The 24744-nt window shown below is 61.1% G+C and carries 19 protein-coding genes, 1 tRNA gene and 1 riboswitch; of the genes, 11 read left to right on the forward strand and 9 right to left on the reverse strand.

Annotated features, from left to right (window positions below):
- Positions 1-151 precede the first annotated feature (151 nt).
- Positions 152-1150 (forward strand): alpha/beta fold hydrolase, encoded by a 999-nt coding sequence (locus tag LIX91_RS05280; protein ID WP_226488066.1) that lies wholly within the window; start codon positions 152-154, stop codon positions 1148-1150.
- Positions 1151-1218: 68 nt separating this feature from the next.
- On the opposite strand, the gene nirD is transcribed toward LIX91_RS05280, so the two are convergent.
- Both nirD and nirB read right to left on the reverse strand, forming a co-directional pair.
- Positions 1219-1605 (reverse strand): nitrite reductase small subunit NirD, encoded by a 387-nt coding sequence (gene nirD / locus LIX91_RS05285; RefSeq protein ID WP_003411481.1) that lies wholly within the window; start codon positions 1603-1605, stop codon positions 1219-1221.
- On the reverse strand, positions 1605-4166 hold the full coding sequence (gene nirB, locus LIX91_RS05290) for a nitrite reductase large subunit NirB (protein WP_226488067.1): 2562 nt from the start codon (positions 4164-4166) through the stop codon (positions 1605-1607). Before nirB ends, nirD begins: the two co-directional genes overlap by 1 nt.
- A 741-nt stretch (positions 4167-4907) precedes the next feature.
- On the opposite strand from nirB, the gene LIX91_RS05295 reads away from it, so the two are divergent.
- On the forward strand, positions 4908-5402 hold the full coding sequence (locus LIX91_RS05295; RefSeq protein WP_226488068.1) for a GNAT family N-acetyltransferase: 495 nt from the start codon (positions 4908-4910) through the stop codon (positions 5400-5402).
- 56 nt (positions 5403-5458) lie between these two features.
- Here the strand turns inward: LIX91_RS05295 and LIX91_RS05300 are convergent, their stop codons facing one another.
- The 4 genes from LIX91_RS05300 to LIX91_RS05315 all read right to left on the reverse strand — a co-directional run bounded on the left by LIX91_RS05300 (position 5459) and on the right by LIX91_RS05315 (position 10392).
- Positions 5459-7465: a peptidase U32 family protein gene (locus tag LIX91_RS05300; protein ID WP_226488069.1), complete on the reverse strand. Its 2007-nt coding sequence runs from the start codon at positions 7463-7465 to the stop codon at positions 5459-5461.
- 106 nt (positions 7466-7571) lie between these two features.
- The gene (locus LIX91_RS05305; RefSeq protein ID WP_226488070.1) at positions 7572-8363 is read right to left on the reverse strand and encodes an ABC transporter ATP-binding protein; all 792 of its coding nucleotides are present in this window, start codon (positions 8361-8363) and stop codon (positions 7572-7574) included.
- Positions 8360-9382 carry a FecCD family ABC transporter permease gene (locus LIX91_RS05310; RefSeq protein WP_004417354.1) on the reverse strand — a complete coding sequence of 341 codons (1023 nt, stop codon included), beginning with the start codon at positions 9380-9382 and terminating at the stop codon, positions 8360-8362. The genes LIX91_RS05305 and LIX91_RS05310 overlap by 4 nt, the downstream gene beginning before the upstream one ends.
- Positions 9379-10392, reverse strand: coding sequence for an ABC transporter substrate-binding protein (locus tag LIX91_RS05315; RefSeq protein ID WP_226488071.1), 1014 nt, complete (start codon positions 10390-10392; stop codon positions 9379-9381). Before LIX91_RS05315 ends, LIX91_RS05310 begins: the two co-directional genes overlap by 4 nt.
- A 129-nt stretch (positions 10393-10521) precedes the next feature.
- A riboswitch (cobalamin riboswitch) is annotated at positions 10522-10722 on the reverse strand.
- Between the two features lie 314 nt (positions 10723-11036).
- On the opposite strand from LIX91_RS05315, the gene LIX91_RS05320 reads away from it, so the two are divergent.
- Genes LIX91_RS05320 through LIX91_RS05330 form a run of 3 tightly spaced genes read left to right on the forward strand, consistent with a single transcriptional unit; the run spans position 11037 to position 13296 of the window.
- On the forward strand, positions 11037-11732 hold the full coding sequence (locus LIX91_RS05320) for a histidine phosphatase family protein (RefSeq protein ID WP_226488072.1): 696 nt from the start codon (positions 11037-11039) through the stop codon (positions 11730-11732).
- Entirely contained in the window at positions 11699-12601 is a 903-nt protein-coding gene (locus tag LIX91_RS05325; protein ID WP_226488073.1) for a phosphatase PAP2 family protein, read from the forward strand. Before LIX91_RS05320 ends, LIX91_RS05325 begins: the two co-directional genes overlap by 34 nt.
- A 20-nt stretch (positions 12602-12621) precedes the next feature.
- Complete coding sequence (locus tag LIX91_RS05330) at positions 12622-13296, forward strand: response regulator transcription factor (protein ID WP_003417503.1); 675 nt, start codon at positions 12622-12624, stop codon at positions 13294-13296.
- Between the two features lie 7 nt (positions 13297-13303).
- On the opposite strand, the gene LIX91_RS05335 is transcribed toward LIX91_RS05330, so the two are convergent.
- Both LIX91_RS05335 and LIX91_RS05340 read right to left on the reverse strand, forming a co-directional pair.
- Complete coding sequence (locus LIX91_RS05335; RefSeq protein WP_003417501.1) at positions 13304-14341, reverse strand: AraC family transcriptional regulator; 1038 nt, start codon at positions 14339-14341, stop codon at positions 13304-13306.
- 9 nt (positions 14342-14350) lie between these two features.
- Positions 14351-15265, reverse strand: coding sequence for a GGDEF domain-containing protein (locus LIX91_RS05340; RefSeq protein ID WP_100072922.1), 915 nt, complete (start codon positions 15263-15265; stop codon positions 14351-14353).
- A gap of 611 nt (positions 15266-15876) precedes the next feature.
- Between LIX91_RS05340 and LIX91_RS05345 the strand changes: the two genes are divergently transcribed.
- The 6 genes from LIX91_RS05345 to LIX91_RS05370 all read left to right on the forward strand — a co-directional run bounded on the left by LIX91_RS05345 (position 15877) and on the right by LIX91_RS05370 (position 22638).
- Positions 15877-18393 (forward strand): TonB-dependent receptor, encoded by a 2517-nt coding sequence (locus LIX91_RS05345; RefSeq protein ID WP_226488074.1) that lies wholly within the window; start codon positions 15877-15879, stop codon positions 18391-18393.
- A gap of 37 nt (positions 18394-18430) precedes the next feature.
- Positions 18431-20365 carry a phytase gene (locus tag LIX91_RS05350; protein ID WP_226488075.1) on the forward strand — a complete coding sequence of 645 codons (1935 nt, stop codon included), beginning with the start codon at positions 18431-18433 and terminating at the stop codon, positions 20363-20365.
- Positions 20366-20420: 55 nt separating this feature from the next.
- Positions 20421-21131, forward strand: a complete 711-nt coding sequence (gene tolQ / locus LIX91_RS05355) for a protein TolQ (protein WP_226488076.1) — start codon at positions 20421-20423, stop codon at positions 21129-21131.
- A gap of 9 nt (positions 21132-21140) precedes the next feature.
- Positions 21141-21587: a protein TolR gene (gene tolR / locus LIX91_RS05360; protein WP_103695581.1), complete on the forward strand. Its 447-nt coding sequence runs from the start codon at positions 21141-21143 to the stop codon at positions 21585-21587.
- Positions 21584-22435, forward strand: coding sequence for an energy transducer TonB (locus LIX91_RS05365; RefSeq protein ID WP_226488077.1), 852 nt, complete (start codon positions 21584-21586; stop codon positions 22433-22435). Before tolR ends, LIX91_RS05365 begins: the two co-directional genes overlap by 4 nt.
- 127 nt (positions 22436-22562) lie before the next feature.
- Positions 22563-22638 (forward strand) — tRNA-Asn (locus LIX91_RS05370).
- 372 nt (positions 22639-23010) lie between these two features.
- Here LIX91_RS05370 and mapR read toward each other — a convergent pair.
- Entirely contained in the window at positions 23011-24420 is a 1410-nt protein-coding gene (gene mapR / locus LIX91_RS05375) for a GntR family transcriptional regulator MpaR (RefSeq protein ID WP_226488078.1), read from the reverse strand.
- Positions 24421-24744 lie beyond the last annotated feature (324 nt).

The following is a 24744-nucleotide window of genomic DNA, read 5'->3' on the forward strand; positions in this document are numbered from 1 at the left end:
TTTGCCTCGGCATGATGAAACGTCTGCTTACGGTTCTTCAGGCAGGAAAAGGGCGAATCTGTAGGGGGAAACAGGGTCTACTGGCGGGCCTGCGGTTTAACGTAAAAACCGCCGCAGATTCCCGAACCCTAGCTACAGGAGGTGCCCCCTTATGCGGGCTGCAAAGATTGCCGGCATGTTGATGTCGTTGACGCTGTCAGGCGCAGCACTGGCTGAGACGCCCGGTTATGGCCAGCAACTGGAAGGTTTCACGTACCCCCATGCGCTGCACAAATTCAGTTTCCAGTCCCAGGGCCAGACACTGGAAATGGGTTACATGGACGTCGCGCCCAGCGGCAAGGCGAATGGCCGCACTGCAGTGCTGCTGCATGGCAAGAATTTTTGCGCTGCGACCTGGGAAGACACCATCAAGGGACTGAGTGCCGCGGGCTATCGCGTTGTCGCACCTGATCAGATCGGTTTCTGCACCTCGACCAAGCCGGAGCACTATCAGTACAGCTTCCAGCAGTTGTCGATGAATACCCATGCGCTGCTGGAAAAGCTGGGTATCGACAAGGCCTCTGTGATCGGTCACTCCACGGGCGGCATGCTCGCTACGCGTTACGCGTTGATGTACCCGAAACAGACCGAGAAGCTGGTGATGGTAAACCCTATCGGCCTCGAGGACTGGAAAGCACTCGGCGTGCCTTACCGCAGCGTCGACCAGTGGTATGAACGGGAACTGAAGACCACCGCCGAAGGCATTCGCGCCTACGAGCAGAAGACTTACTACGATGGCCGCTGGAAGCCTGAGTATGACAAGTGGGTCGACATGCTGGCCGGTCTGAACAAAGGGCCGGGGCACAAGATCGTGGCATGGAACTCGGCGTTGATCTACGACATGATTTTCACCCAGCCGGTGTTCTACGAGTTTCCCAGGTTGCAGGTGCCGACGGTGCTGATGATTGGCGACGCCGATACCACTGCCATCGGCAGCGATATCGCGCCGCCTGAGGTCAAGGCGAAGATCGGCAATTACAAGGTACTGGGCAAGCAGGTGGCGCAGATGATCCCGGGCGCCAGGCTGGTGGAGTTCAAGGGCAAGGGCCATGCCCCGCAGATGGAAGACCCGCAGGGCTTCAACAAGTCGTTGGTCTCCGAGCTTCAATAAGCTGCAAGAAATGCCCCGCAGCAACCTGGTCCGACAGCGACCAGGTTGTCTGCGACCGGCATTGTCGATTAAACGGCAATCTCTACCTGATCACCCTTGAGCCTTACCGGCCAGACGTCGAGCCGCTGTTCCGGGTATTCGATGCAACTGCCGTCGTGCAGGCGAAAGTGCTGCTTGTACAGCGGTGAGGCGATGACCAGCTCGCCCGCGATCTGCCCGATCAGACCACGACCGATCACGTTGGCCCCCGATTTGGGGTCGCGGTTGTCGATAGCAAAAAGCTGCTCGCCCTGCGCGGTTTCGGGCAGGTAGAACAGCGCGACCTGCGCGCCGTCCAGCCACGCCACGACGCCTGAATTGGCGACCAGATCCGCGCGTCCGCACAGGGTTTGCCAATGAGGCTGCGCTGCCGTGGGCGCGTTTTCGCCAGCGAGTATCGTCTGAGACACGTTCATCACACCACCTCCTTGAACAACGGGATAAGGGCCAGCTCTTCGGGTTTTGCCGGACGACGCTGAGCGCGTTCCTTGACGAACTGCACGTCAGGGTCAGCACGCCCGTCGTTGACGAAGGTGCGGAAGCGCTTGAGTTTTTCCGGGTCCTTGAGGGCGTTGGCCCATTCGCATTCGTAGCGGTCGACCACCAGTTGCATTTGCGACTCCAGCTCTGCGGCCAGGCCCAGGCTGTCGTCGATGATGACCGCCTTGAGATAATCGAGGCCGCCTTCCAGCGTTTCACGCCAGACCGAGGTACGTTGCAGCTTGTCGGCGGTGCGGATGTAGAGCATCAGAAAGCGGTCGATGTAACGAATCAGGGTTTCGTCATCCAGGTCGGTGGCGAACAACTCGGCGTGACGCGGACGCATACCGCCGTTACCGCACAGGTACAGGTTCCAGCCGTTCTCGGTGGCAATCACGCCGACGTCCTTGCTCTGCGCTTCGGCGCATTCGCGGGTGCAGCCGGACACGGCGAACTTGAGCTTGTGCGGTGAGCGCAGGCCCTTGTAACGGTCCTCAATGCGCAGCGCCATGGCGACGCTGTCCTGCACGCCGTAGCGGCACCAAGTGCTGCCGACGCAGGATTTAACCGTACGGGTCGACTTGCCGTAGGCATGGCCGGTCTCGAAGCCTGCCTCGATCAGCTCGCTCCAGATATCCGGCAACTCGTGCAGCTGTGCGCCGAACAGGTCGATGCGCTGGCCGCCGGTGATCTTGGTGTACAAGTCGTATTTTTTCGCCACCGCGCCAATCGCAATCAGGCCGTCCGGGGTAATTTCACCACCCGGAATACGTGGCACCACCGAGTAGGTGCCGTTTTTCTGCATGTTGGCCATGAAGGTGTCGTTGGTGTCCTGCAGTGGCACCAGCGAAGGCTCGGTGATAGGGCGGTTCCAGCACGACGCCAGGATCGAGCCGACTGCGGGCTTGCAGATGTCGCAGCCATGCGCGCCTTTGCCATGGCGAGTCAGCAGCTCATCAAAGGTCTCGATGCCTTCGACGCGGACCATCGAGTACAACTCCTGGCGGGTATAAGCAAAGTGTTCGCAGAGGCTTTTGTCGACCGCCACGCCGCGAGCCATCAGTTCATGCTCGAATACCTGTTTGAGCAGTGCGGTGCAACCGCCGCAGCCGGTGGCCGCCTTGGTGCAGAACTTGATTGCGGCCAGATCGGTGCAGCCATTGTCGATAGCCGAGCACACGGCGCCTTTGCTGACGTTATGGCAGGAGCAGATGGTCGCTGTGGCGGGCAGGGCATCGGCGCCCAGCGTCGGCGCGCCTTCGCCACGCGGCAGAATCAGGCTCGATGGGTCGGCCGGCAGCGGGATGCCGTTCTGCGCGTACTGCAGCAGCGTGTCGTAATAGCTGTTATCGCCGACCAGCACCGCGCCGAGTACCTGCTTGCCATCGGCCGACACCACCAGGCGACGGTAGCTGGCGGTGGCTTCGTCAATGAAGCGATAACTGACGGCCCCGGCCAGCGCACCGTGCGCATCACCGATGGAGCCGACATCCACGCCCAGCAGTTTGAGCTTGGTGGACATGTCGGCGCCGAAGAACGCGTCAGTATCCTGTTCGCACAGCTGCGCTGCCACGCCGCGGGCCATTTGATAACCGGGCGCAACCAGGCCGAACACACTGCCGTTCCAGGCTGCGCATTCGCCGATGGCATAGATATCGGCGTCGCTGGTGCGGCAATGCTCGTCGATTGCGATGCCGCCGCGTGGGCCGAGCGCCAGTTCACACTGACGGGCCAGGGCGTCTTGCGGACGAATACCTGCGGAGAACACGATCAGGTCGGTTTCGAGAAACTCGTCATTGGCAAAGTTCATGCGATAGCGGTACTGCTTGCCGTCGCTGATCGACTGCGTGGCGCGGGACAAATGCACGCCGACGCCCAGCGCTTCGATACGCGCTTTCAACGCAGCGCCACCGAGCTCATCCAGTTGCACCGGCATCAGACGCGGCGCGAACTCGACGACATGGGCTTCCAGCCCCAGCGATTTAAGCGCATTGGCCGCTTCCAGCCCCAGCAAACCGCCGCCGACCACGACGCCCCGGCGGGCTTTAGTCGCGGCATAGCGAATGCTGTCCAGGTCCTCCAGTGTGCGATAGACCAGCCGGGAATTGCCCCGGGCGCCTTCGATAGGCGGTACGAACGGGTAGGAGCCTGTGGCCAGGATCAGTTTGTCGTAACCGAAGCAGCCCTCGGCGGTGATGATTTCGTGACGATCACGATCGATCTCCAGCACCGGTACGCCGAGGTGCAGCGTCAGGCCGGGTTGTTCGTAGACAGACATCTCACTCATGGCCAGCGATTCGGCGTCGCGGCCCGTGAAGTATTCGGACAGGTGCACGCGGTCGTAGGCGCGCTGTGTTTCTTCGCCAAAGACGTGGATGCGATAACGATCGAGTGCGCCGCCTGCGATCAACTGCTCGACGCAATGATGCCCGACCATGCCATTACCGACGACGATCAGGGTTTTTACATCGTTGGGGGGGAAGACTGTGGTGTTCATAGCGAGTCCCGGCCGAGGCCAATCAGGTTTTTCAAAGCAAAAAAAAAGCGCCCGGAACCGTTCGGTTCCAGGCGCCTTTGCCTGTTGTCTTATTGGGTATTCGGGGGTGTCATCGAGCCACGTTGCCGGAAGCACCCGAGTAGCCCTCTGGTCTTTGCGAGACTGGCGATCCACGTCGATCAACCGGGGCGGCCCGACCACATTCATGGTGGGGTTGTTGAGAATTATGCAGAGGTTGTGCCAGCTTGCGCCGGCAGCGCTTCAAGCCCGAATTGGCAACGCCTGCAAAGCTGCGCAGCGTTTACGAAGGCGTCTGGCGCATGATTTTTCCTGCCTTGCATTGGTGCGCACAAAGGAGGCTGCGCTGTAAAGCTGTGCGCCGTACGCGGAGCGTGGGCACGATAACGGCGTGCCTGCGGTCTGTCATTGATTCTGCCCGCTGGGCGTAGGAGCGACCGGGGCGGCGATCTGCATTGTTCGCGAAGACGGCGGGCAAGACGACGCATTTCCTCAGACTGTACCGGCGCTTTCGCGAACAAGTTCGCTCCCACGGCCTTCGGCCAGAATCAAAAGCGGACTTGCGTATAACGCTGAGCGCTCCGGGTGGGAATGCCTGTCGTGACGCTCCGCGTCACAATTCTGCGCCGCGCCGCCTGCTCTATAGTTAAGCCGTGCGTCCAGAAGCCCAAGTCTGGCGTAACATTTGTATCACCCTGCAATTCCCCCAATAAGTCCGTGCTCATGAACATCACTATCACTGAAGTGCACCCCTCCGAGATTCCGCACACTGTCGATTTCGTCATGCTTGCGCGCGCCGGGATCTTCCCCTTGCTCGACACCGTCACCGTTCCGCCCGATCTGGCCGGTTTCGAGCAGGTGTATCTGAACGGTGAGGACGGCAAGTTTCTGATCGCCCGCAGTGAAGGGCAGATCATCGCAGCTGTGGGCTATCTGCCATACGATCATCGTTTCCCGCAGTTCGATTACCGCGGGCGCAAAACCGTCGAGATCGTACGTCTGTTCGTCACGCCGGAGTTTCGTGGCGACGGGCTGGCCAGCCGCTTGTGTCAGGCGCTCTGGGCCCATGCCGAGGCAGGTGGCATAGAGGTTTTGTACCTGCATACCCATCCGTTTCTGCCCGGCGCGATCCGTTTCTGGGAGAAACAGGGCTTTGCTGTAACCGGTGTGGAGAGCGATCCGGTGTGGAACACCACTCATATGGAGCGCGTTCTTTAAGAGGCCTTTATCAGAAGACAGAAAGGGGCTGGCAGGGCGCCAACCCCTTGTACCGATCAGTGCGGAGAACGCTGGCGCGCAGTCTTGAGCAGGTCTTCCGGCGTGATGTGGCCGACCACCGATTTGGCCGCCGCGCTGCCGGGGAGCGGCAAGTCGAGAATGTGACCTTTCATCTTGCCGATCACGTGCATTTCGCAAGGCTTGCAATCGAACTTGAGGGTCAGCACTTCATCACCGTGCACCAGTTGCATCGGCGCGACCTTGGTGCGCACGCCCGTCACACCTTTAGCCTGTTTCGGGCACAGGTTGAACGAGAAGCGCAGGCAATGCTTGGTGATCATCACCGGCACTTCGCCGGTCTCTTCGTGGGCCTCGTAGGCCGCGTCGATCAACTGCACGCCGTGGCGATGATAGAAGTCGCGAGCCTTATGGTTGTAGACGTTGGCCAGAAAAGACAAGTGCGACTCCGGGTACACCGGTGGCGGGGCGGTTTCGGCCTTGCGGCCACCACGCGGATGAGCCTTGATACGGGCTTCGGTCAGCGCCTCGATGGCGTCGCGGCGCAGGGTCTTGAGCTGCGAGTTGGGTACGAAGAACGCCTGTGGCGCGTCAAGCCTGACGTCCTGAGCATGATAGATCGTGGTGCCCAGTTGGGTGAGCAGGTCACGCAGCTGATCCAGCGCCTGCTCGGGCTTGTTGGCCGTGCCGAATGGCCCATCGAGGCCGACGGTGACGCTCACGCCTTCTTCGCTGGTGGCTTTCAGGCTCAAATGATCTTCGCGCAGCGTGACCTGCCACTGAACGCCGATACGACGCTCGGCCGAGGTCTTGAGCAGCGCTTGTTGCCAGTTGTGGTCCAGGTTGCGGTTCAGCGGATGATTGGGGCGTAGGCCGGAAAGGGCCGCGGGCATCTCGTTGGGCTCCACGCGATAGCGCCAGCGTTTCTGGCCGTCTTCTTCGAACTCGCCCTTGAGCTCGGCGATGTTGGCGCGGAAGCCCACCACTTCACGCTTGATCTGCACATTGAGGCCATCGCCGTTGGACAGCGGCTCATGGGTCACGGCGATCAGGTCGCGTTTGCCAAGCTTTTCAACGGCGCCCACCGCCAGACCGGTGAAGGTCGGCGTGTCGAACGCGCCGATGTCGATCTTGCGGTCGCTGACGAAATAATCGGTGCTGCCGCGATGAAAGGTCTTTTCCGGGTCCGGCACGAAAAAGTGCGCGGTACGGCCGCTGGACGCACGTGCCAGGTCGGTGCGGTCTTCGAGAATCTCGTCCAGACGCTGGCGATAATAAGCGGTGATGTTTTTTACGTAGCCCGCATCCTTGTAGCGCCCCTCGATCTTGAACGAGCGCACGCCGGCGTCCACCAGAGCACGCAGGTTGGCGCTCTGGTTGTTGTCTTTCATCGACAACAGATGCTTTTCAAAGGCCACAACGCGACCCTGATCGTCCTTGAGGGTGTACGGCAGGCGGCAGGCTTGTGAGCAGTCACCACGGTTGGCGCTGCGGCCGTTTTGCGCGTGGGAAATATTGCACTGCCCGGAGAACGCCACGCACAGTGCGCCGTGGATGAAGAATTCGATGGCCGCGTCGGTTTCGTCGGCGATTGCGCGGATTTCCTGCAGATTCAGTTCGCGGGCCAGCACCAGTTGCGAGAAACCGGCCTGATCGAGAAACTTCGCCCGGCTCAGGGTGCGAATATCGGTTTGCGTACTGGCGTGCAGCTCGATGGGCGGAATGTCCATCTCCATCACCCCGAGGTCCTGCACGATCAGTGCGTCCACGCCGGCGTCGTAGAGCTGGTGAATCAGCTTTCGCGCAGGCTCCAGTTCGTCGTCATGGAGGATCGTGTTGATGGTGGTGAAGATCCGCGCGTGATAGCGGTGCGCGAATTTGACCAGCTCGGCAATGTCACTGACCTCGTTACAGGCGTTGTGCCGCGCACCAAAGCTCGGCCCGCCGATATACACCGCATCGGCACCATGCAGGATGGCTTCACGGGCGATGGTCACATCCCGTGCAGGGCTGAGCAATTCCAGGTGGTGCTTGGGTAACGACATGGCAACGGGATCCGGCTGCGGGCAAAGCGCGCATTGTAGTGCCACAGACCGCGCGGTGCACCTGTTGCAGATTGCAGCAGGTGCCGGACTGACCATCGGCGCGGTTTCAGCGCGAGCGCAGGCGCAGAATCTTCGCCCCGTCACTGGGGTCGGTCAGCCAGTGCGCCACGACGCCGAAGGTGCTCAGCAGACGTTCCGGGGTCAGCACCTCGAGCGGCGCACCCAGCGCGACCAGCCGACCCTTTTCCATGACCGCCACACGGTCGCAGTCCAGCGCCTGATTCAGATCGTGCAGGGCAATTACGGTGGTCACCGGCAAGGCTCTGACCAGGCCGAGGATGGTCAGTTGATGCTGGATGTCCAGATGATTGGTCGGTTCGTCCAGCAGAAGGATCTGCGGCCGTTGCGCCAGCGCCCGGGCGATGTGAACGCGCTGCCGCTCGCCACCGGACAAGGTGTGCCAGGCGCGTTTTTGCAGGTGCAGCATGTCCACATCCTGCAACGCCTGGCGAACGATCGCATCGTCCTCTGCACTCCACGGCTGGAGTGCCGACAGCCAGGGCGTGCGGCCCAGTTCGACGGCGTCCAGTACGGTCACGGCGTCGCTGGTTTCAGCCTGCTGCTCGACCACCGCCAGCAGGCGCGCCACGTCCCTGCGGCTCAAGGACTCAAGTGCTTGCCCGCCCAGGCTGACCGAGCCGCTGACCGGCTTCTGAATACCGGCCAACAGCTTGAGCAGGGTGGATTTACCCGAGCCGTTGGGGCCGACCACGGCCAGGGTTTCACCCGCGGCAATGCTCAGGTCGACATCGCGCAGCAGCGCCGCGCCACGAACCGAATAACCCAGACCGGAACAACCGAGCACCGGTGCACTGAGCGGATGAGGTAAGGCATTCATCGCGTGCTGTTGCCCCGGATAAGAATCAAAGCGAAGACCGGTGCGCCGATCAGTGCGGTAATCACCCCGATCGGCAGCGCCTGGCCCTTGATCAGTGTGCGCGAAAGGATATCGGCAGCGATCAGGAACAGTGCGCCGCTCAAGGCACTCAGCGGCACCAGCCGTGCGTGCCGGACACCGACCAGCATGCGCACCGCGTGCGGGATCACCAGCCCGACGAAACCGATGGAGCCGACAATCGAGACCATCACTGCGGTGACCAGCGCGGCGGTAGCGATCAAGATGATCTGCACGCGCCGTACCGCGATCCCCAGTGATGCCGCCGAGTCGCTGCCGAAGGTGAACGCGTCCAGCGCTCGCCGGTGCCAGAGGCACACCAGCAGACCGACCAGCACCGTCGGCACAGCCAGCCAGACCGAGTGCCAGCGCACGCCACTGAGGTTACCCAGCAGCCAGAACATGATGCCGCGTGCCTGCTCGGAGCTTGCCGATTTGGTGATCAGAAACGAGGTCAGAGCATTGAACAGTTGCGAACCGGCGATCCCGGCCAGAATGATCTGCCCGGCTGCCGTCGTGCCGCGTGAAGAGTGCGCCAGCAGGGCGACCAGCGAAAATGCCGCCACGGCCCCGACAAAAGCGCCCGCCGACATCGAGATCGCACCTGCACCGAAGCCCAGAATGGCGACCAGTACTGCGCCGGTCGAGGCCCCTGCGGAGATCCCCAGCAGATACGGGTCTGCCAGCGGGTTGCGCAATAGCGACTGCAACACCACGCCACAGATCGCCAGCCCGGCCCCGCAGGCCGCTGCGACAATGGCGCGGGTCAGCCGGTAGTTCCAGACGATGCCTTCGTCGATAGGGTCGAGCACATAGCCGGCGGCCCAGAGTTTGTTGGCCAGCACCTGAAAAACCACCTGCAGGCTGATCGAGGTTTCGCCGATCGCGGCCCCGATCATGATCGCCAGCACCAGCACCGCCGAAACCCAGAGCACATGAACCAACGCTATCGGCAATCTCATTTGGCAGCGTTGAAACGGTTGGCGGCGTCAGCCAGTTCCTCGAACCCGGTGAACAGACGCAGGCCGGCCTGCATGCCCTCGGCGTCGATGATCACGATCCGGTCATGCTTGACTGCGTCCATGTTGCGGGTCACCGGATCGGTCTTGAGGAATTCGATTTTTTTCAGGTAATCGTCGGCCGGGAAACGGCGGCGATCCATGCGCGCGATGACCAGAATGCTCGGGTTGGCCTTGGCGATGGTTTCCCAGCCCACGGTTGGCCACTCTTCGTCGGACTGGACAATATTGCGCATGCCCAGGCTGTTGAGCATGAAGTCTGGAATGCCTTTGCGGCCTGCCACGAAAGGGTCGCTGGCAAGGTCAGAGCTGGAGAACCAGAACAGCGCCGAGACGTCGTTGGCCTTGTTCTGCCTGACGTTGGCAATCGCTGCGCTCAGGCGGCCCTTGAGGTCGGTGACCAGCGCGTCGCCGCGATCCTGCACATCGAAAATCTGCGCCAGTTGCTCGATGCTCTTGTAGATGGTCTCGATGCGGAATGGCTCCAGGCGTGTGCCATCGGCGCCGACCAGATTGTCCTTGCCTTCGCAGTCGGACGGCAGGATGTAGGTGGGTATCTTCAGGTCATGGAACTGCTCGCGGGTGCCGACCACGCCCTGTTTGCCGACCATCCACTCCAGCTGCACGGCCACCAGTTCCGGTCGCTTGCCGATCACTGCTTCGAAACTGGGCTCGTTGTCGGCCAGGCGTTCGACCTTGTCGTTCTGCGCCTTGAAGCGTGGCAATACGTTGTTGAACCACAGCGAAGTGCCGACCAGTCTGTCACCCAGACCCAGCTCGTAAAGCATTTCGGTGCCGGCCTGGCCAATGGTTACAGCCTTGGTTGGCGCATGCGTGAAGGTCAGGGTCGCGCCACAGTTTTCAAGGGGCAGCGGGTACTGAGTAGGGGCAGCGAGGGCCAGGGTGGACAGCGTCAGGCTGGCAGCGAGTGCGGCGAGGCGGGGCAACGACATGAAATGCGGTCTCCTTTGGAGCAGGTGCCAGGGCGCAATGCACATCAGGAAACACATCCCCGGAAGATAACCGGGCACGGCAGGAAATGCCGACGCGTGCGGATGTCCTTCCCGGACACCCCGCCGGTTAGTTGGTTGAATCGGGTCGGCAGGTCTCCTGACTGACACGTCATCGCCAGGCTCCGGCCTTCCCGGATCACGATCCAGTGGCAGTCATGGAGCAGGCTCGGTGCCTACAGTTGCGGGGGCAGTTTCGTTTTTCGCCTGGTGGAAAAAGGCGCGCGAATTCCCTGTTAGTTCCTCTCGGAAACCGACGCGCGGCATGGTAAACGATAAGCGTTTTAGTGGCTAATCCTTTGCAGCGCCGCTGCAGCAGACGGTCGGCCAGTTCAAAATCGTCCTGATGAGCACGGAACTTTCGGCAAAAACGCTTAAATTATCTTCATGTTCATGCCCGTAAAACCGCAAACCCCCATTCCAGAGCGCTCGCGTGAAAAACATGGCGCTGGGCCACAACACGTTTTTCACATCTTCTTCACTGCATCGGGACGATGCTGAACCTATCTTGCCTGCATGGGAGCGGCGAAGACCTCGGGCACTCCCTGGGTCAACGCCACACATAGGTTCATGGCAGGAGTGGTCCCTTGACCAACACGATAATCAACAAGAATGTACTTCCCCGTTCGGGCATCAGTCAGCGCTACAAATTGCATCGGCACATCGTATCGATGTCCGTTGCCGTCGTGCTGATGGCTATCTGCGCGTGGTTCTACTCGGCGTTCTCCGGCGTGCATGTAGTGGACCTGGGGGTCGGTAGAAACCTGAGCGTATCCGGCCTTGGCGAGCACTGGCGACAAGGCAATGTGGTGGTGATGATTCGCCACGCCGAACGCTGTGACCGCTCGAGCAACCCGTGCATGAGCGACGCCGACGGCATTACCTCCAACGGCCGCGATACCGCGCTGGCGGTGGGTGCCGGGTTGCAGAAGATGGGCATGGACCACGCGCGCATGATCGCCAGCCCCAAGACCCGCACGCAACAGACTGCGCAACTGCTGGCAGGACACGCGGTGGTCGCTGAGGACTGGATCAACGACTGTGACAGCGGCTTCATGAAGGCTGTGCAGGCCCACAAGGTCAGCGGCGAGAACATGGTACTGGTCACTCACAGTGGCTGCATCGACCAGTTCGAACGCAAGGCCGGCGTACCTGGCGGCGAGCGCTCCAGTGAGTACGCCCAGGCGTTTTTCGTACAAATAGACGGCAACCACCCGCCGAAAATTCTCGGCTCCCTGAATGCCGGGCAATGGGCAAACCTCAACAGCGAGCAATTCAATTGACGACATCTTCCAGTGCCAGACTGCGGTTCTACGGCATAAACCTGGGTGTACCGGTGTTTTTCGCTCTACTGGTCTTCGTTACTTTCGACCTGACCACGATCGACCGGCAACTGACTGACCTGTTTTTTGATTCGACGGCCGGGGTGTTCCCCATCGGCCAGAGCCATCTGTTCGAGAACATCACGCACAGATGGGCGCGGATCCTTCCGAACTGGACCGGGGAGCTGGCGATCATCGGTGCGGTGCTATCCTTTGTCTGGCCGTTGCTGGAAAAATATGATGATTCGCGCCTCGCGAGGCGGCTGACGGGCTCTCGGCTGGGCACCTGTTTGCGCTTTGCGCGCAGGCACCGGCTGGACTTCTTTTTCGTCATCGTTGCCTTTGCGCTGAGCACCGGCATGATCCATTACCTGAAAAGCCACACCAGCGTTTACTGCCCTGTCGAGACCACCCTGTACGGTGGCAGCCAGGCGCACATCGAGTGGTTCAGAAACTTCAACCTGCTCCACGAGGCCGGCGCCGGGCGATGCTGGCCGGGCGGTCATGCGTCAAGCGCGTTCAGTCTGCTTGCCCTGTACTTCGTGGCTCGTCGCTATTGCTGGCAACACTCGAAAATCCTGCTGGCGGTCATTCTCCTGCTCGGGATGATTTACGGCACCACGCGGGTGCTGCAAGGCTGGCACTTCATGTCGCACACCTTCTGGGCGGGTATCGTGGTGTGGCTGAGCACGCTGCTGGTTGCCTTGTGCTTCTATGGCCGATCGAGGTTGCAACAGCCGATTAGCCGGGCAGTGGCCGTCAACAAACCTGATGCATTCGGCACTCGGCCTGCAGACGCATTGGCAGCAGATGCCCGGTCGGTCGGGTAGAAAAATAACAAGGCGCGGCAATGAACATTCTGGTTATTGAAGACCATCGTGATATCCACGACAACCTGCTGGAGTTCTTCGAGCTCAGGGGGCATGCGGTAGAAGGGGCGCTGGACGGCCTGAGCGGGTTGCATCTGGCCGCCTCGAAACGCTTCGATGCGATCATCCTCGACATCATGCTGCCCGGCATCGACGGCAACCAGATCTGCCACAGCCTGCGTCAGTATTCGAAGTCGGAAGTCGCGATTGTGATGCTCAGCGCGCGCGATGAACTGGATGACCGGCTCACCGGTTTCAAGGTGGGGGCCGACGACTACATCACCAAGCCGTTTGCAATGTCCGAAGTGCTCGCCAGGGTAGAAGCGATCGTCAGCCGACGGCAGCGCCAGGACAACCGGACGATGGTGGTTGCCGACCTGCAGTTCGATCTGGACACCCTGGAGGTCACCCGCAAAGGGGTGCCTTTGAAGCTCAACCCGACCAACATGAAGCTATTGGAACTGCTGATGCGCAAAAGCCCGCATATCGTCAAGCGGGCCGAGCTGGAAGAGGCGCTTTGGGGCCGTGATGCCCCGAACAGCAGCAGCTTGCGCAGCAATATCCATGTGCTCAGGCGGTTACTCGATGGCGGCCACGACACGCCGTTGCTGCACACCGCCCATGGCCTGGGTTACAAACTGTGCGTGCAGCGCTGAGGCGGACTCATTCGAAGTTGAACAGGCGCTGGATCAGGGTCGGTGTGCTGCCAGTCCAGCGTTTGAACGAGCGGCGGAAATTGGCCGGATCGTTGAAGTTCAGGTAGTCCGCCACAGCTTCGTTGCTCATCCCCTTGATCTGATACAGGTACAACGCGACGTGCTTGCGGGCCAGATCGTGCTGCGCCTGAAAGTGCGTGCCGTGCTTGTGCAACTTGCGCTTCAGCGTGGCCGGACTCATGGCGAAAGCGTGAGCGACCTGTTCCAGGCTGGTGGCCTGTCGCACATGTTCACGCAGGTGCTGGTGCAAGCGGTCCAGCAGACTGAACGACATGCCCAGCGCTGCGAGTTGCCCGTCGGCTTCCTGTTGCGCGACCTGCACGGCGATGGGGGAGGCGCCAGGCCAGGCATGGGTGAGGTAATGCCTGGGCAGGCGCATCATGTCCAGCGGGCGGCCAAATGCCGTGTTTTCGCCCAGATGAACCCAGTACTGCTCGATGTAGCGTGGCTCTTCGTGACAGAAACTGCATTCCCACGGCAAACGCTCGCCGCTCAGCGACTGACTCATCGCCACCAGGGCGGTCATGCCGGCTTCGAGCAGGAAGCGCTGTTGTTCGTCTGCACCACAACTGTCCAGCCAGTAGAGATAGGCGAACTGTTCGTCCAGCTCCAGACGCGGTATCAGCAGCGGGCTGAGCAGCGCCTGTTGGCGGATCAGTATCTCCAGCGCCTGATGCAGATTTTGCGCATGCCGCAGCGCGTGACTGGCCGCGCCGTAGTGGCCGGGAAACAGCCGCTGGCCGAACAGGAAACTGGTGTCGTCGGCTTCCATCTGACGTTGCGCGTTACCGATCAGGACGAAGAACTGCTGTGGACTCAGGCGCGTCTTGCCCGCAACGATATCCTCGTAGAACAGCCCGGTTCCTTTGAGCAGACGATGGCTGTCAATGCCGCGCGACAAAGCCAGATCAATCAGCGTCGCCGGCTGGTAGTGGCCGGGGATGAAGCGGCTGTCGATTTCATACCAGTCACTTTTAAGCGTCATGGCAGGCGCTCAGGCAGTGCAGGTCAGAGGGCGTCGGGCGCGGGCCAGCGACAGATTGAGGCGGCGCAGCAGGTTGTCCGGCGTTTCATTAAGTGCCATGACGACCGCCACGCTGGCCGACAGGTGAATGCGTTCGCCCTGTTGCCGGGTCTTGTGCGCCAGACTGGCGACCGCCTGCTGCAACTCAAGCGCCAGGAGCTTCGCCTGGCTTTCTCCGGTGTTGGGCAATAACACCACAAAGCGGTCGCCAGCCAGACGGCAGAGCAGGTCCTGGCGGCGCAGATTGAGTACCAGCAAGTGGCTGAGCGCCGACAGCACCTCGTCGCCTTCGGCATGCCCGAAGGCATTGTTGATCGCGCTGAAACCATCCACGTCCAGCGCCAGCAGCGACAGCGGCTGCTGTTGGCAGACACTCTGTTCCAGGCTGACCACCAGTTGGCGTTTCAGGTAGTCGGCGCTGCCCAGCGGGGTGAGTTTGTCGTACAGCCGGTGTTCCCGGAAGCCGCGCTCGCGTTTTTCCATTTGTGCGCTGATCGCCAGTTGTTCGCGATGCCAGTGGTAGATGCCCAGGGTCAGCAGGATCAGGCCGACCGGCATCGGGCCGGATTCCAGCCAGTGATCCCATTCGATCGCGGCGGGCAGGCGGATGAATTCGTCGAGCGCGTCGATCCACCACGAGAAGAACACGCAACTCAGGCCGATCGACAGGTAATTGGTTACCCGGCCGGCCGGTCTGCTCTTGAACACCAGAAACAGCCAGACCAGCGATAGCAGGGCAGAGCCACCTTCACCGACGATGTCCAGCCATTGCCATTCGCTGACATGTTTGACGGTGCCGAATGCCAGAAACGCCAGCAGGCCGAGATTGGAGGCGACCATCAGCACGGCGAGTTTCCAGCGATGAGGTTGGATGATCCTGAACATGAACAGACGGCTCCCGAGGTGCTGATTATCGGCCAGCAGAACAGATGCACATGACACTTAGGTGACGGGTAACGCGGACCGCGAAAGGTCGAATCAGCTCACGTGTGTTGCAGGTTTTTGCTTCGCATCTGACGTGTACGCCACCCCGGATCAGCGCGAGGACTCAGCCGTCACTAACGTCGCACTCTGCGTCGTCAGTGCCATCGCGATCGAAAAGCGCTGCGTCGTCAGTGCCATCGCGTTCGAGAAATACTGCGTTGGCAGCGGTCGCGGTTAACGCATGAGGTTGTGTCGCATCAGAGTTACCTGCATGTCGGCGTTTGATTCTGGCCAGCGGCCGTGGGAGCGAGCTTGCTCGCGATCTGTCGGGAACCGACAGTAGAATCGGCGCATACGATGTGCCAGACACACCGAGCCTTAGTAAGACCTACAGCTCCAGCCCCGCCGGAAAGTCAAATCAGCTCATTTACTTGCCCCATTCCCCTCAACCCCCCTGTTTTCAGTCCCTTAGCCCGTTACCTGTCACAGAACCGTCACTGCACGACTCTAGCTTGCGCCTCCAGTTGCCGGGCCATTTGCCTGGTCTGTCGGGTTTATGGGGGAGGACTTACATGCACAGGCGTCGCAGCAGGGCCCAACTGGTCGGTTTCACACTCAGCGCGCTGGCGTTTGCAATCGGCAGCGAACGTTTGCAGGCCGCCGAAGCCGATACCACCGAGCACGTGCAAGTGGTCGGGCAGGCCGCGAGCATCGACAACGCGCTCAAGGAACAACGCAGCTCCGACAGCATCAAGAGCGTGGTGCATGCCGACGGTGTTGCGCAGTTACCGGACCAGAACGTCGCCGAAGCAGTGCAGCGCCTGCCGGGCGTCAGCGTCGAGCGCGATCAGGGTGAGGGGCGCTTTGTCACCGTTCGTGGCCTGGCCCCCGACCTGAACAGCGTGACCATCAACGGCACCATGGTGCCCGCCCCGGAAAGTGATCGACGTGCCGTGGCACTGGATGTTCTGCCCGCCGAACTGGTGCAGTCCTTGTCAGTGATCAAGACCCTGACCCCGGACATGGACGCCAATTCGCTGGGTGGCACCATCGATGTCGAGAGCCTCTCGGCCTTCGACCACAAGGGCCTGTTCTACACCGGCAGCAGCGAGGCCAGCTACGACAAGAACACCCGTCAGACCAGCCCCAAGTTTTCCGGCGCGGCAAGCAATCGTTTCAGCCTCGGCGACGGCATCGACAACTTCGGCGTGGCGGCAGCGCTGAGCTGGCAGAAGCGTGACTTCGGCTCCGACAACGTCGAAACCGGCGGTGACTGGGATGGCGCGCGGCTGCAATCCTTCGAACAGCGCGACTACGACATCAGTCGCGAGCGCGCCGGTGGCGGGCTGAACTTCGATTACCGGCCCGATGACGTCAGCAAGTATTACCTGCGCACCCTGTACAGCCGCTTCAAGGACGACGAGGTCCGCACCACCAACGGTTTCGAGTTTGCCGATGCGCAGAGCGCAGGGCAGACAGGCGATGCCGAGGGCACGCGCAAGCTCAAGGCGCGTACGGAAACCCAGGAAATCCAGTCCTACGTGTTCGGTGGCGAGCGCATGGTTGGTCTGTGGACCCTCAGCGGCCAGGCCGGTTACAGCGAATCCAGCGAGGACAGCCCTGGCCATATCGCAGGCGCCACGTTCGTCGGCAACGATGATTTTGCCGACAGCGGTTTCTATGACCGCGACAAGCCGCGGCCTATTGTCGGCTCCGCGTTCTACGACAACTCGAACTTCACCCTGGACAAGGTCGACTGGGAAAAGCAGTACACCAAGGACACCGAGAAGAACCTGCGTCTGGACCTGGCCCGCGATTACGATTTCAAGGGCTACGCCTCGCAATTCAAGTTTGGCGGCAAGGTCAGCCGCCGCGACAAGAGCAATGACCTGGAAGTATGGAAATACGAGGATTTCGATGATCTGGGTTTCAGCGACCAGCAACTCAACCTGACGCAGTTCCAGAAAGGCAACATCGACTACCGACTGGGTAACTTTGGCAGCGGCATCAGCCCCGGTGCAATCAAGGGGCTGATCGGTGGCCTGAACGCTGCCGATGCCTACGACGAGGCCGAAAGCCGGGCCAATGACTTCAAGATCAACGAAGACATCAACGCCGGTTACTTCATGAATACCCTGGATGTCGACAAGTGGCGCTTCATCGCCGGCCTGCGCTATGAAGGCACTGAAATGGACGCCAAGGGCACCGGTGTGCGTGATGGCGCTTTCGAGTCCAGTACCACCAACCGTCGCTATCACCACTGGCTGCCGGGCCTGCATGCCCGTTATCAGATCGACAAGAGTACCCAGCTGCGCGCCGCGTGGACCAAAACCGTGGTACGTCCCACCTTCGGGCAACTCGCACCGGGTTTTGTGATCGACGATGACGAAGCGTCTTTCGGTAACCCGAATCTCAAGCCGCTGGAGTCGAGCAACCTCGACCTGGGCATCGAACACTTCATGGGCCGCGCCGGCACGGTGTCGGCGTTCGTGTTCTACAAGGACATTCAGAATTTCGTCTACAACACTGACCTGGCGGGCACCGGACAGTGGGCGAACTTCTCCGAAGCCAACACCTTTGCCAATGGCGACAAGGCCAAGCTGTATGGCCTGGAGCTGGCCTACTCGCAGAAACTCGACTGGCTGCCTGCGCCATGGAACGGTCTGCTGCTGGGCGCCAACGCCACGTTGAGCCGCTCCGACGCCAGCATCAACGGTTTCGACCAGAGCACCGGCACCAATCGCAAACGCGATATCGACCTGCCCAGCCAGTCGAAAACCGTCGGTAACGTCATGCTCGGCTGGGAGAACGACAAACTCAGTCTGCGTCTGTCCGCCAACTACAAGTCGGCCTACCTCTACGAGCTGGCGGCGATCGGCGACAAGGACCATGACCAGTACGTGGACGCGCAGACTTTCGTTGATTTCAGCGCGCGCTACTCACTGACGAAGAACCTCAAGGTCAGCTTCGAGGCGCAGAACCTCACCGATCAGCCGTACTTCGTCTACAGCGGCCATCGTGCCTACAACGGCCAGTACGAAGAGTACGGCCCGACTTACAAGGTCGGCCTGACCTTCACCCATTTCTGATCGATCTGAAGCGCTCATTCAAAGGATTCAACCGTTCATGATGATTTCGCTATCACCCAAGCCAGTGTGCCTGGCGCTCTTGCTTTGCCTGACGGCCGGGGCTGCGCAGGCCGCGTCGCCGATGGACCTGAACCTGACGCGCTGGGCTGAAAACGCCTCGTTCAAGGCTCAGTCTGTCGCCTTCTTGCCGGACAGTGACGGCAGTCGGCGTCTGGCCGCGAGCGTCAAGGCCGGCCTGTTGCTGCTGGATGAACAGGGCCGCGAACTGGCAAAAATGCCGGGTTCATTTCAAGGGCTCGACAGTCGCTCAACGGGCGACAACGTCCTGGTCGCGACGCTGGACAACACACGTCAACAGGCACTGCTGACCCAGCTCGATCCGACGAAGATGCACTGGTCGAAGCCGGTCTACCTGCCGACACGCGACTATTCAGTGGCCGGCCTGTGTCTGTACCGCGATGATGCCAGCAACCTGTTTGTGTTCCTGGTGGGCGAAGAGGGCAAGGGCGAGCAATGGCTGATTGGTGCGAACAACCGGCTCAACGGCGAGCCGCGCCTGGTGCGCAATCTGCCGCTGCCTCCCGATGCCGAGTTTTGTCAGGTCGACGATGCCGCGCACAGGTTGTTCGTCAATGAAGCGAACATCGGCTGGTGGGCCTACCCAGCGCATCCCGAGGCTGATGTCGCCCGGCAGCCGGTGGCATTGCGCGAGCCGTTTGGCGAGCTGAAACAGGCCGCCGGGGCAATGGCCGTGGTGCCTGGCGGTCTGCTGGCGCTGGACCCGAAGGGCAAGTCGTTGCATCTCTATCAGCAGCAGGATGATGAACAGCAGGCAGCCTGGACGCCGGTGGCCGATCTGTCATTGATGAACCTGAAGAAGCCCGAAGGTCTCTCGGTGCATCAGGACAAGGGCGGTTTGCAGGTGCTGGTCAACGACAAGGACGGCGAGCATCTGTATCAGGGGGCGCTGAACTGGACGCCTGAACCGGTCGCGGTTGCTGCGCCGCTGCCGAGTGTCATGCCGGCCAGTCAGAGCCAGTCGGTCGGGCGTCAGGGTGACGCTGCCGATGACCCGGCGATCTGGGTCAACCCGAAAAATCCGGCGCTCAGCCGGGTGCTGGGCACCAACAAGAAGCAGGGTCTGCTGGCCTACGACCTGAGCGGCAAGCAGTTACAGGAACTGCCGGTCGGGCGTTTGAACAATGTCGATGTGCGCCCCGGTTTCATGCTGGGTAGCAAGAACGTCGATCTGGCGGTGGCGAGTAATCGCGATCGCAACAGCCTGAGTCTGTTCAGCATCGATCGGGCCAGCGGCACGCTTCATGAGGCGGGGGAAATTGCCACGCCATTGGCGGAAATCTACGGCGTCTGCCTGTTCAAGCCGGCCAGTGGCGAGCTGTATGCCTTCGCCAATGGCAAGGACGGCAGCTTTCTCCAGTACCGGCTCAGTGCACCGGACGGCAAGGCCAAAGGCGAGCTGGTGCGCCGCTTCAAGGTCGACACCCAACCGGAAGGCTGCGTGGCCGATGACCAGCGTCAGCGCCTGTTTCTCGGTGAAGAAGACGTTGGCGTCTGGGAAGTCGATGCGCGGGCGGATCAGCCTGCGACGCTGTCCAGTGTGATCAAGGTGGGTGAAGTGGTGCACGCCGACGTCGAGGGGCTGGCGCTGTACCAGAGTGATGGTCATGACTATCTGCTGATTTCCAGCCAGGGCAACGACAGCTATGTGGTGGTGGATGCCGAGCCGCCTTATGCACTGCGCGGCGCATTTAGGGTCGGCCTGAACGCGAAGGCAGGGATCGACGGCACCTCGGAAACCGACGGCATCGAAGTGACCGCCATGAACCTCGGCGGCCCCTGGAGCAAAGGCATGCTGGTGGTTCAGGACGGACGCAAGCGCATGCCCGAGCAGGCGCAGAACTTCAAGTTCGTGCCGTGGGCCGAGGTCATGAAGACCTTGAAGCTGCCGTAAGTCGTTTGTCATCAAGCGGTGCTAATCATTCGTTCCATTACAGAGGACTACCCCAATGCACGCCACTCTCGAACACATGACCATCTGGGGCCTGATCAGCGATGCCAGCCTGCTGGTCAAGGCCGTGATGCTGATTTTGCTGCTCGCCTCGCTGGTCAGCTGGTTCCTGATCATCCAGCGCAGCCTTGCGCTGCGTCATTACGAGCGCTCACTGGATGCCTTCCAGCAACGCTTTCGCAGTGCCGCCGACCTGGCGCCGCTGCAGGCCCAGGCATCCGCTGCGCAGGGCGATGCGGGCGGGATCGAGGACGTGTTTCATGCGGGGTACGCCGAATACATGCAGCTCAAGCAGCGGCCGGGCATCGAGCCTGATGTGGTGCTCTCCGGCGTCGAGCGCTCGCTGCAGGTCGCCATCAGCGAGCAAGAGCTGCAATTGGAAAAAGGCCTGCAGTTTCTCGCCACGGTAGGCTCGGTCAGCCCGTATATCGGCCTGTTCGGCACCGTCTGGGGGATCATGAACTCCTTCATCGGCCTGTCGCAGGTGCAGCAGGCCACGCTGTCGACCGTCGCGCCGGGTATTGCCGAAGCGCTGATCGCCACCGCCATCGGCCTGTTCGCGGCCATTCCGGCGGTGATCGCCTACAACCGCTTTGCCGCCCGTGGCCAGACCCTCACGGCGCGTTACTACAGCTTCGGCAACGAACTGCAGGTGCGCCTGAACCGCACTCTGCAAGGCCTGACACGCAACATGGCCGCTGCGGCCTGAGGACTTGTCATGCTGGTCAAACCACAACGCAAACATGGCCCGAAGGCCGAAATGAATGTCGTGCCTTACATCGACGTGATGCTGGTGCTGCTGGTGATTTTCATGGTGACGGCGCCGATGCTCACCCAAGGCGTGAAAATCGAGTTGCCGAAAGTCGCCAGCGAAGCGCTCGTCACCGACACCCGGCAGCGTATCGTGACGTTGTCCGTCAAGGCGCAGGGCGGCTACTACTGGAACCTGGGCGACACCGTCGACACTCAGGCGCAGACCGATCAGGCCGCGAGCCTGGAGGACATGCAGGCGCGCATTGCTCAACTGGTGGCCGAGCGCAACGACACGCAAGTGTTCATCCGTGCGGATGATAAAGCCGATTACGGTCGTGTGGTCGCTGCCATGGCGGCTCTGCAACGCAGTGGCGTGACGCAACTGGGGATGGTGACCGAGGCGCCGCAATGAACACCCTGACCCTCGACTATCAGCCGCCGCGCCGCGAATGGGGGACCGGGCCCTGGCTGCGCCGCAATGGCCTCGCGGCGGCGGTCGCGCTGGCGTTGCATGGCGCACTGCTGAGCGGTCTGATGCTCGGCTGGAGCGCCCGGGAAAAACCGCCCGAACAGGTCAGAACCCTGACCACCCAGTTACTGATTCTGCCGCCAGCGCCAGCGCCTGAGCCAGTCCCGGTGGCGGCGGCACCGGTAACCGAGCCTGTGCAGGCGCCGCCACCCCCTGCACCGGCATCGTTGCCGGTCAGCAAACCGCTCGAAGCTGCGAAACCGCAGGCAGAGCCGCAGCGTCAACCTGACCAGGCTGCAGTGGCCCGCAAGCGCGTCGAAGAGCAAAAGCACGAGCGCGAGCAACTGCAGAATGCCCAACGCCTGCGCGAGGCCGAGCAGCGCAAGCAACAGGAACAGCAACTGGCCGCACAGCAACGTCAGCAGATCGAGCAGCAGCGTCAGGCTGAACAGGCACGCCAGTCCGCCGAGCGTGCCCGTCAGACGCAGCAGTCAGCACAGCAACAGGCTGCCGCTGCCGACAGCAGCCAGTACCAGCCGCTGAGCAAGGAGGCCCCGGACTATCCTGAACGGGCACTGGACAAAGGCATCGAGGGTGATTGCACGGTGGTCTACGACGTGTCACCGCAAGGCACAGTGATCAACCCGCAAGTGCAGGGTGCCTGCCATCCATTGTTCATCCGTCCGTCACTGGCCGCAGCGCAAACCTTTCGTTATCAGCCACGGGTTGTCGAGGGCAGGGCGGTGACCGTGCCCGGGGTGAAGAATACCTTCCACTATCGGATCAAGTAGGGCTACCGTGTCAGGCAGGCTTCTGAACCGTGCTCCTGTTTGGCCGGAAATGGCATCCGGATGAACGAGCAGGATTTTTTTCTGCTCTGCTTGACTTCCTTTTCCGAATCAGTAACATAGCGCTCATTCCGCGATAGCTCAGTTGGTAGAGCAAGTGACTGTTAATCACTGGGTCCCTGGTTCGAGTCCAGGTCGTGGAGCCAGACGATATTTCAAAGGCGATGTGTAGGCCTTTGAACAAGAAAAAACCCGCCTGATGGCGGGTTTTTTCGTTTTGGCGCTAATGCAACGCGGCTTCAGCATTCCTGGCTCGCGGCGCCTCAATACGGCGAAATAGTCCCCAACAAACCCACCGCGATTGCCAACAATAAAAAACCTATCAAAGAAAGTCCGAGCTTGCCCATGAGCGTCTCCTGCTGATCGATCCGTCTGTAACGAGCCGCAGGCGCCGCTTCTGGCGGTTGGCCTGCGCGTTTGAAAGCGCTGCCATTATCGTGCTCGGACAGATTCTGATACAGATTCAGAAACAGCTTAAAAATACGGATCAGTTGCCTTTGTGCAAGGCATGAAAACGCTCAGAACGACGCGATGATACGGCCCAGCATCGCCATGGCCTGCTCGCTGCGTTCGTCCCAGGGCGTGCCGTAGTTGAGGCGCGCGCAATTCTTGAAGCGCCGTGACGCGGAAAAGATCGGGCCGGGTGCCAGGCTGATGCCCTGTGCTAGCGCGAGTTGAAAGAGCTGCAGCGAATCAACCTGCTCGGGGAATTCGAACCACAGAAAGTAGCCGCCGACGGGGCGGGTGACGCGTGTCGCCGCCGGGAAATAGCGGGCGGCAGCGGCGAGCATCGCGCCTTGTTGCAGTTCGAGAGTGTCACGCAGTTTACGCAGATGGCGGTCATAGCCGCCGTGCTTGAGGTAGTCGGCGAGCGCCGCCTGAGCGGGGACCGAAGGGGAGAGGGTGGTCATGAGCTTGAGGCGGTCAATCTGCTCGGTGTAACGCCCGCCTGCCACCCAGCCGACCCGATAGCCGGGTGCGAGGGTTTTGGAAAACGAGCTGCAGTGCATCACCAGTCCGCTGCGGTCCAGGCTTTTCACCGGGTGAGGCGCCTTGGCGCCGTAATACAGTTCGGCGTACACATCGTCCTCGATCAACGGGATTTGATACTGTTCCAGCAGGTCGTAGAGCCTGATCCTGTTTTCCTGAGTCATGCTCGCGCCCAATGGGTTCTGAAAGCTGCTCATGAACCAGCAAGCCTTGATCGGCAGGCGTGTCAGGCTGTCCTGCAGCGAGTCGAGGTCCACGCCGTCACGCGGATGCACGGGGATTTCGACGGCTTTCAGCTTCAGACGCTCCAGCACCTGAAGGCAGGCATAGAACGCCGGGGCTTCGATGGCGACCAGGTCGCCGGGCTCGGTGACGCACTGCAGGCACAGGTTCAGGGCTTCCATCGCACCATTGGTGATGACCAGTTCGTCCGCCGGCAAGCGCACGCCACTGATCATGTAGCGCAGGGCGATCTGTCGGCGCAGTTCGGGATTCCCGGTGGTCATGTCGCTGACGATGCCCGCAGGCGTCAGCGCACGCACAGCTGACGCCATCGACTTTGCCAGGCTCGCCAGCGGATACAGGTGCGGGCTGGGAAACGCCGAGCCGAACGGCACGGTGTCCGGGTCCTTGAGCGAGCCGAGCACTGAAAAGATCAGGTCGCTGACGCCCAGTTCGGTGCCTTCGCTGGTGTGTCTGATCAGTTCAGGCTCGGTCAGTGCATTGGCGGCATGCTCGCGCACGTAATACCCGGAGCGTGCGCGGGCCTGAATCAGTCCCTTGTCTTCCAGCAGGTAATAGGCCTTGAAGACCGTCGCCGGGCTGACGGACCATGTGCGACTCGCGACGCGTACGGACGGGACTTTTTCCCCGGCGGGCAGGACGCCGCTGCGAATCATTTCCGAGATGTCGGCGGCGAATTTTTCGTAGCGTTTCATAAGCGGCTTCGAATGAGCAAGGCTGCATCATGAGCGAAACCGGTCATAACGAACAGAGACACAACAGCTGTAAAAAACAGTATCAGATGGCTTTTTTGCGTGTTTCAGGGTGTTGCGCCATCCGTCACTCAGGTCGTTCGGGGAGATGACTTGCCCTTGAATCACTCAAACGGATAGGTCTATGATGCCAGCGCCTTACGACCCATCGAAGGAAATAGACGTGTCCCGTTCCAACTGGCTGCCTACGCCGCCTTAGCGCTACGCCCCCCTCGCAACACCTGACTGCCTTCTTGCTGCAGTCGCCCGTTGCTGCGCCCGTTTTCT

The organism is Pseudomonas sp. B20, assembly GCF_020515755.1.
In the GTDB taxonomy this organism is placed as follows: Bacteria; Pseudomonadota; Gammaproteobacteria; order Pseudomonadales; family Pseudomonadaceae; genus Aquipseudomonas; species Aquipseudomonas syringae.

What these genes read in the sequence shown, in the direction of transcription:
- LIX91_RS05315 (WP_226488071.1), bottom strand. Translation starts at nt 10,392, where the DNA reads ATGTCGTTGCCCCGCCTCGCCGCACTCGCTGCCAGCCTGACGCTGTCC.
- LIX91_RS05335 (WP_003417501.1), bottom strand. Translation starts at nt 14,341, where the DNA reads ATGACGCTTAAAAGTGACTGGTATGAAATCGACAGCCGCTTCATCCCC.
- LIX91_RS05310 (WP_004417354.1), bottom strand. Translation starts at nt 9,382, where the DNA reads ATGAGATTGCCGATAGCGTTGGTTCATGTGCTCTGGGTTTCGGCGGTG.
- nirD (WP_003411481.1), bottom strand. Translation starts at nt 1,605, where the DNA reads ATGAACGTGTCTCAGACGATACTCGCTGGCGAAAACGCGCCCACGGCA.
- tolQ (WP_226488076.1), top strand. Translation starts at nt 20,421, where the DNA reads ATGCACGCCACTCTCGAACACATGACCATCTGGGGCCTGATCAGCGAT.
- LIX91_RS05365 (WP_226488077.1), top strand. Translation starts at nt 21,584, where the DNA reads ATGAACACCCTGACCCTCGACTATCAGCCGCCGCGCCGCGAATGGGGG.
- LIX91_RS05295 (WP_226488068.1), top strand. Translation starts at nt 4,908, where the DNA reads ATGAACATCACTATCACTGAAGTGCACCCCTCCGAGATTCCGCACACT.
- LIX91_RS05305 (WP_226488070.1), bottom strand. Translation starts at nt 8,363, where the DNA reads ATGAATGCCTTACCTCATCCGCTCAGTGCACCGGTGCTCGGTTGTTCC.
- LIX91_RS05280 (WP_226488066.1), top strand. Translation starts at nt 152, where the DNA reads ATGCGGGCTGCAAAGATTGCCGGCATGTTGATGTCGTTGACGCTGTCA.
- LIX91_RS05300 (WP_226488069.1), bottom strand. Translation starts at nt 7,465, where the DNA reads ATGTCGTTACCCAAGCACCACCTGGAATTGCTCAGCCCTGCACGGGAT.
- LIX91_RS05340 (WP_100072922.1), bottom strand. Translation starts at nt 15,265, where the DNA reads ATGTTCAGGATCATCCAACCTCATCGCTGGAAACTCGCCGTGCTGATG.
- LIX91_RS05325 (WP_226488073.1), top strand. Translation starts at nt 11,699, where the DNA reads ATGGGCAAACCTCAACAGCGAGCAATTCAATTGACGACATCTTCCAGT.
- mapR (WP_226488078.1), bottom strand. Translation starts at nt 24,420, where the DNA reads ATGAAACGCTACGAAAAATTCGCCGCCGACATCTCGGAAATGATTCGC.
- nirB (WP_226488067.1), bottom strand. Translation starts at nt 4,166, where the DNA reads ATGAACACCACAGTCTTCCCCCCCAACGATGTAAAAACCCTGATCGTC.
- LIX91_RS05345 (WP_226488074.1), top strand. Translation starts at nt 15,877, where the DNA reads ATGCACAGGCGTCGCAGCAGGGCCCAACTGGTCGGTTTCACACTCAGC.
- LIX91_RS05330 (WP_003417503.1), top strand. Translation starts at nt 12,622, where the DNA reads ATGAACATTCTGGTTATTGAAGACCATCGTGATATCCACGACAACCTG.
- LIX91_RS05350 (WP_226488075.1), top strand. Translation starts at nt 18,431, where the DNA reads ATGATGATTTCGCTATCACCCAAGCCAGTGTGCCTGGCGCTCTTGCTT.
- tolR (WP_103695581.1), top strand. Translation starts at nt 21,141, where the DNA reads ATGCTGGTCAAACCACAACGCAAACATGGCCCGAAGGCCGAAATGAAT.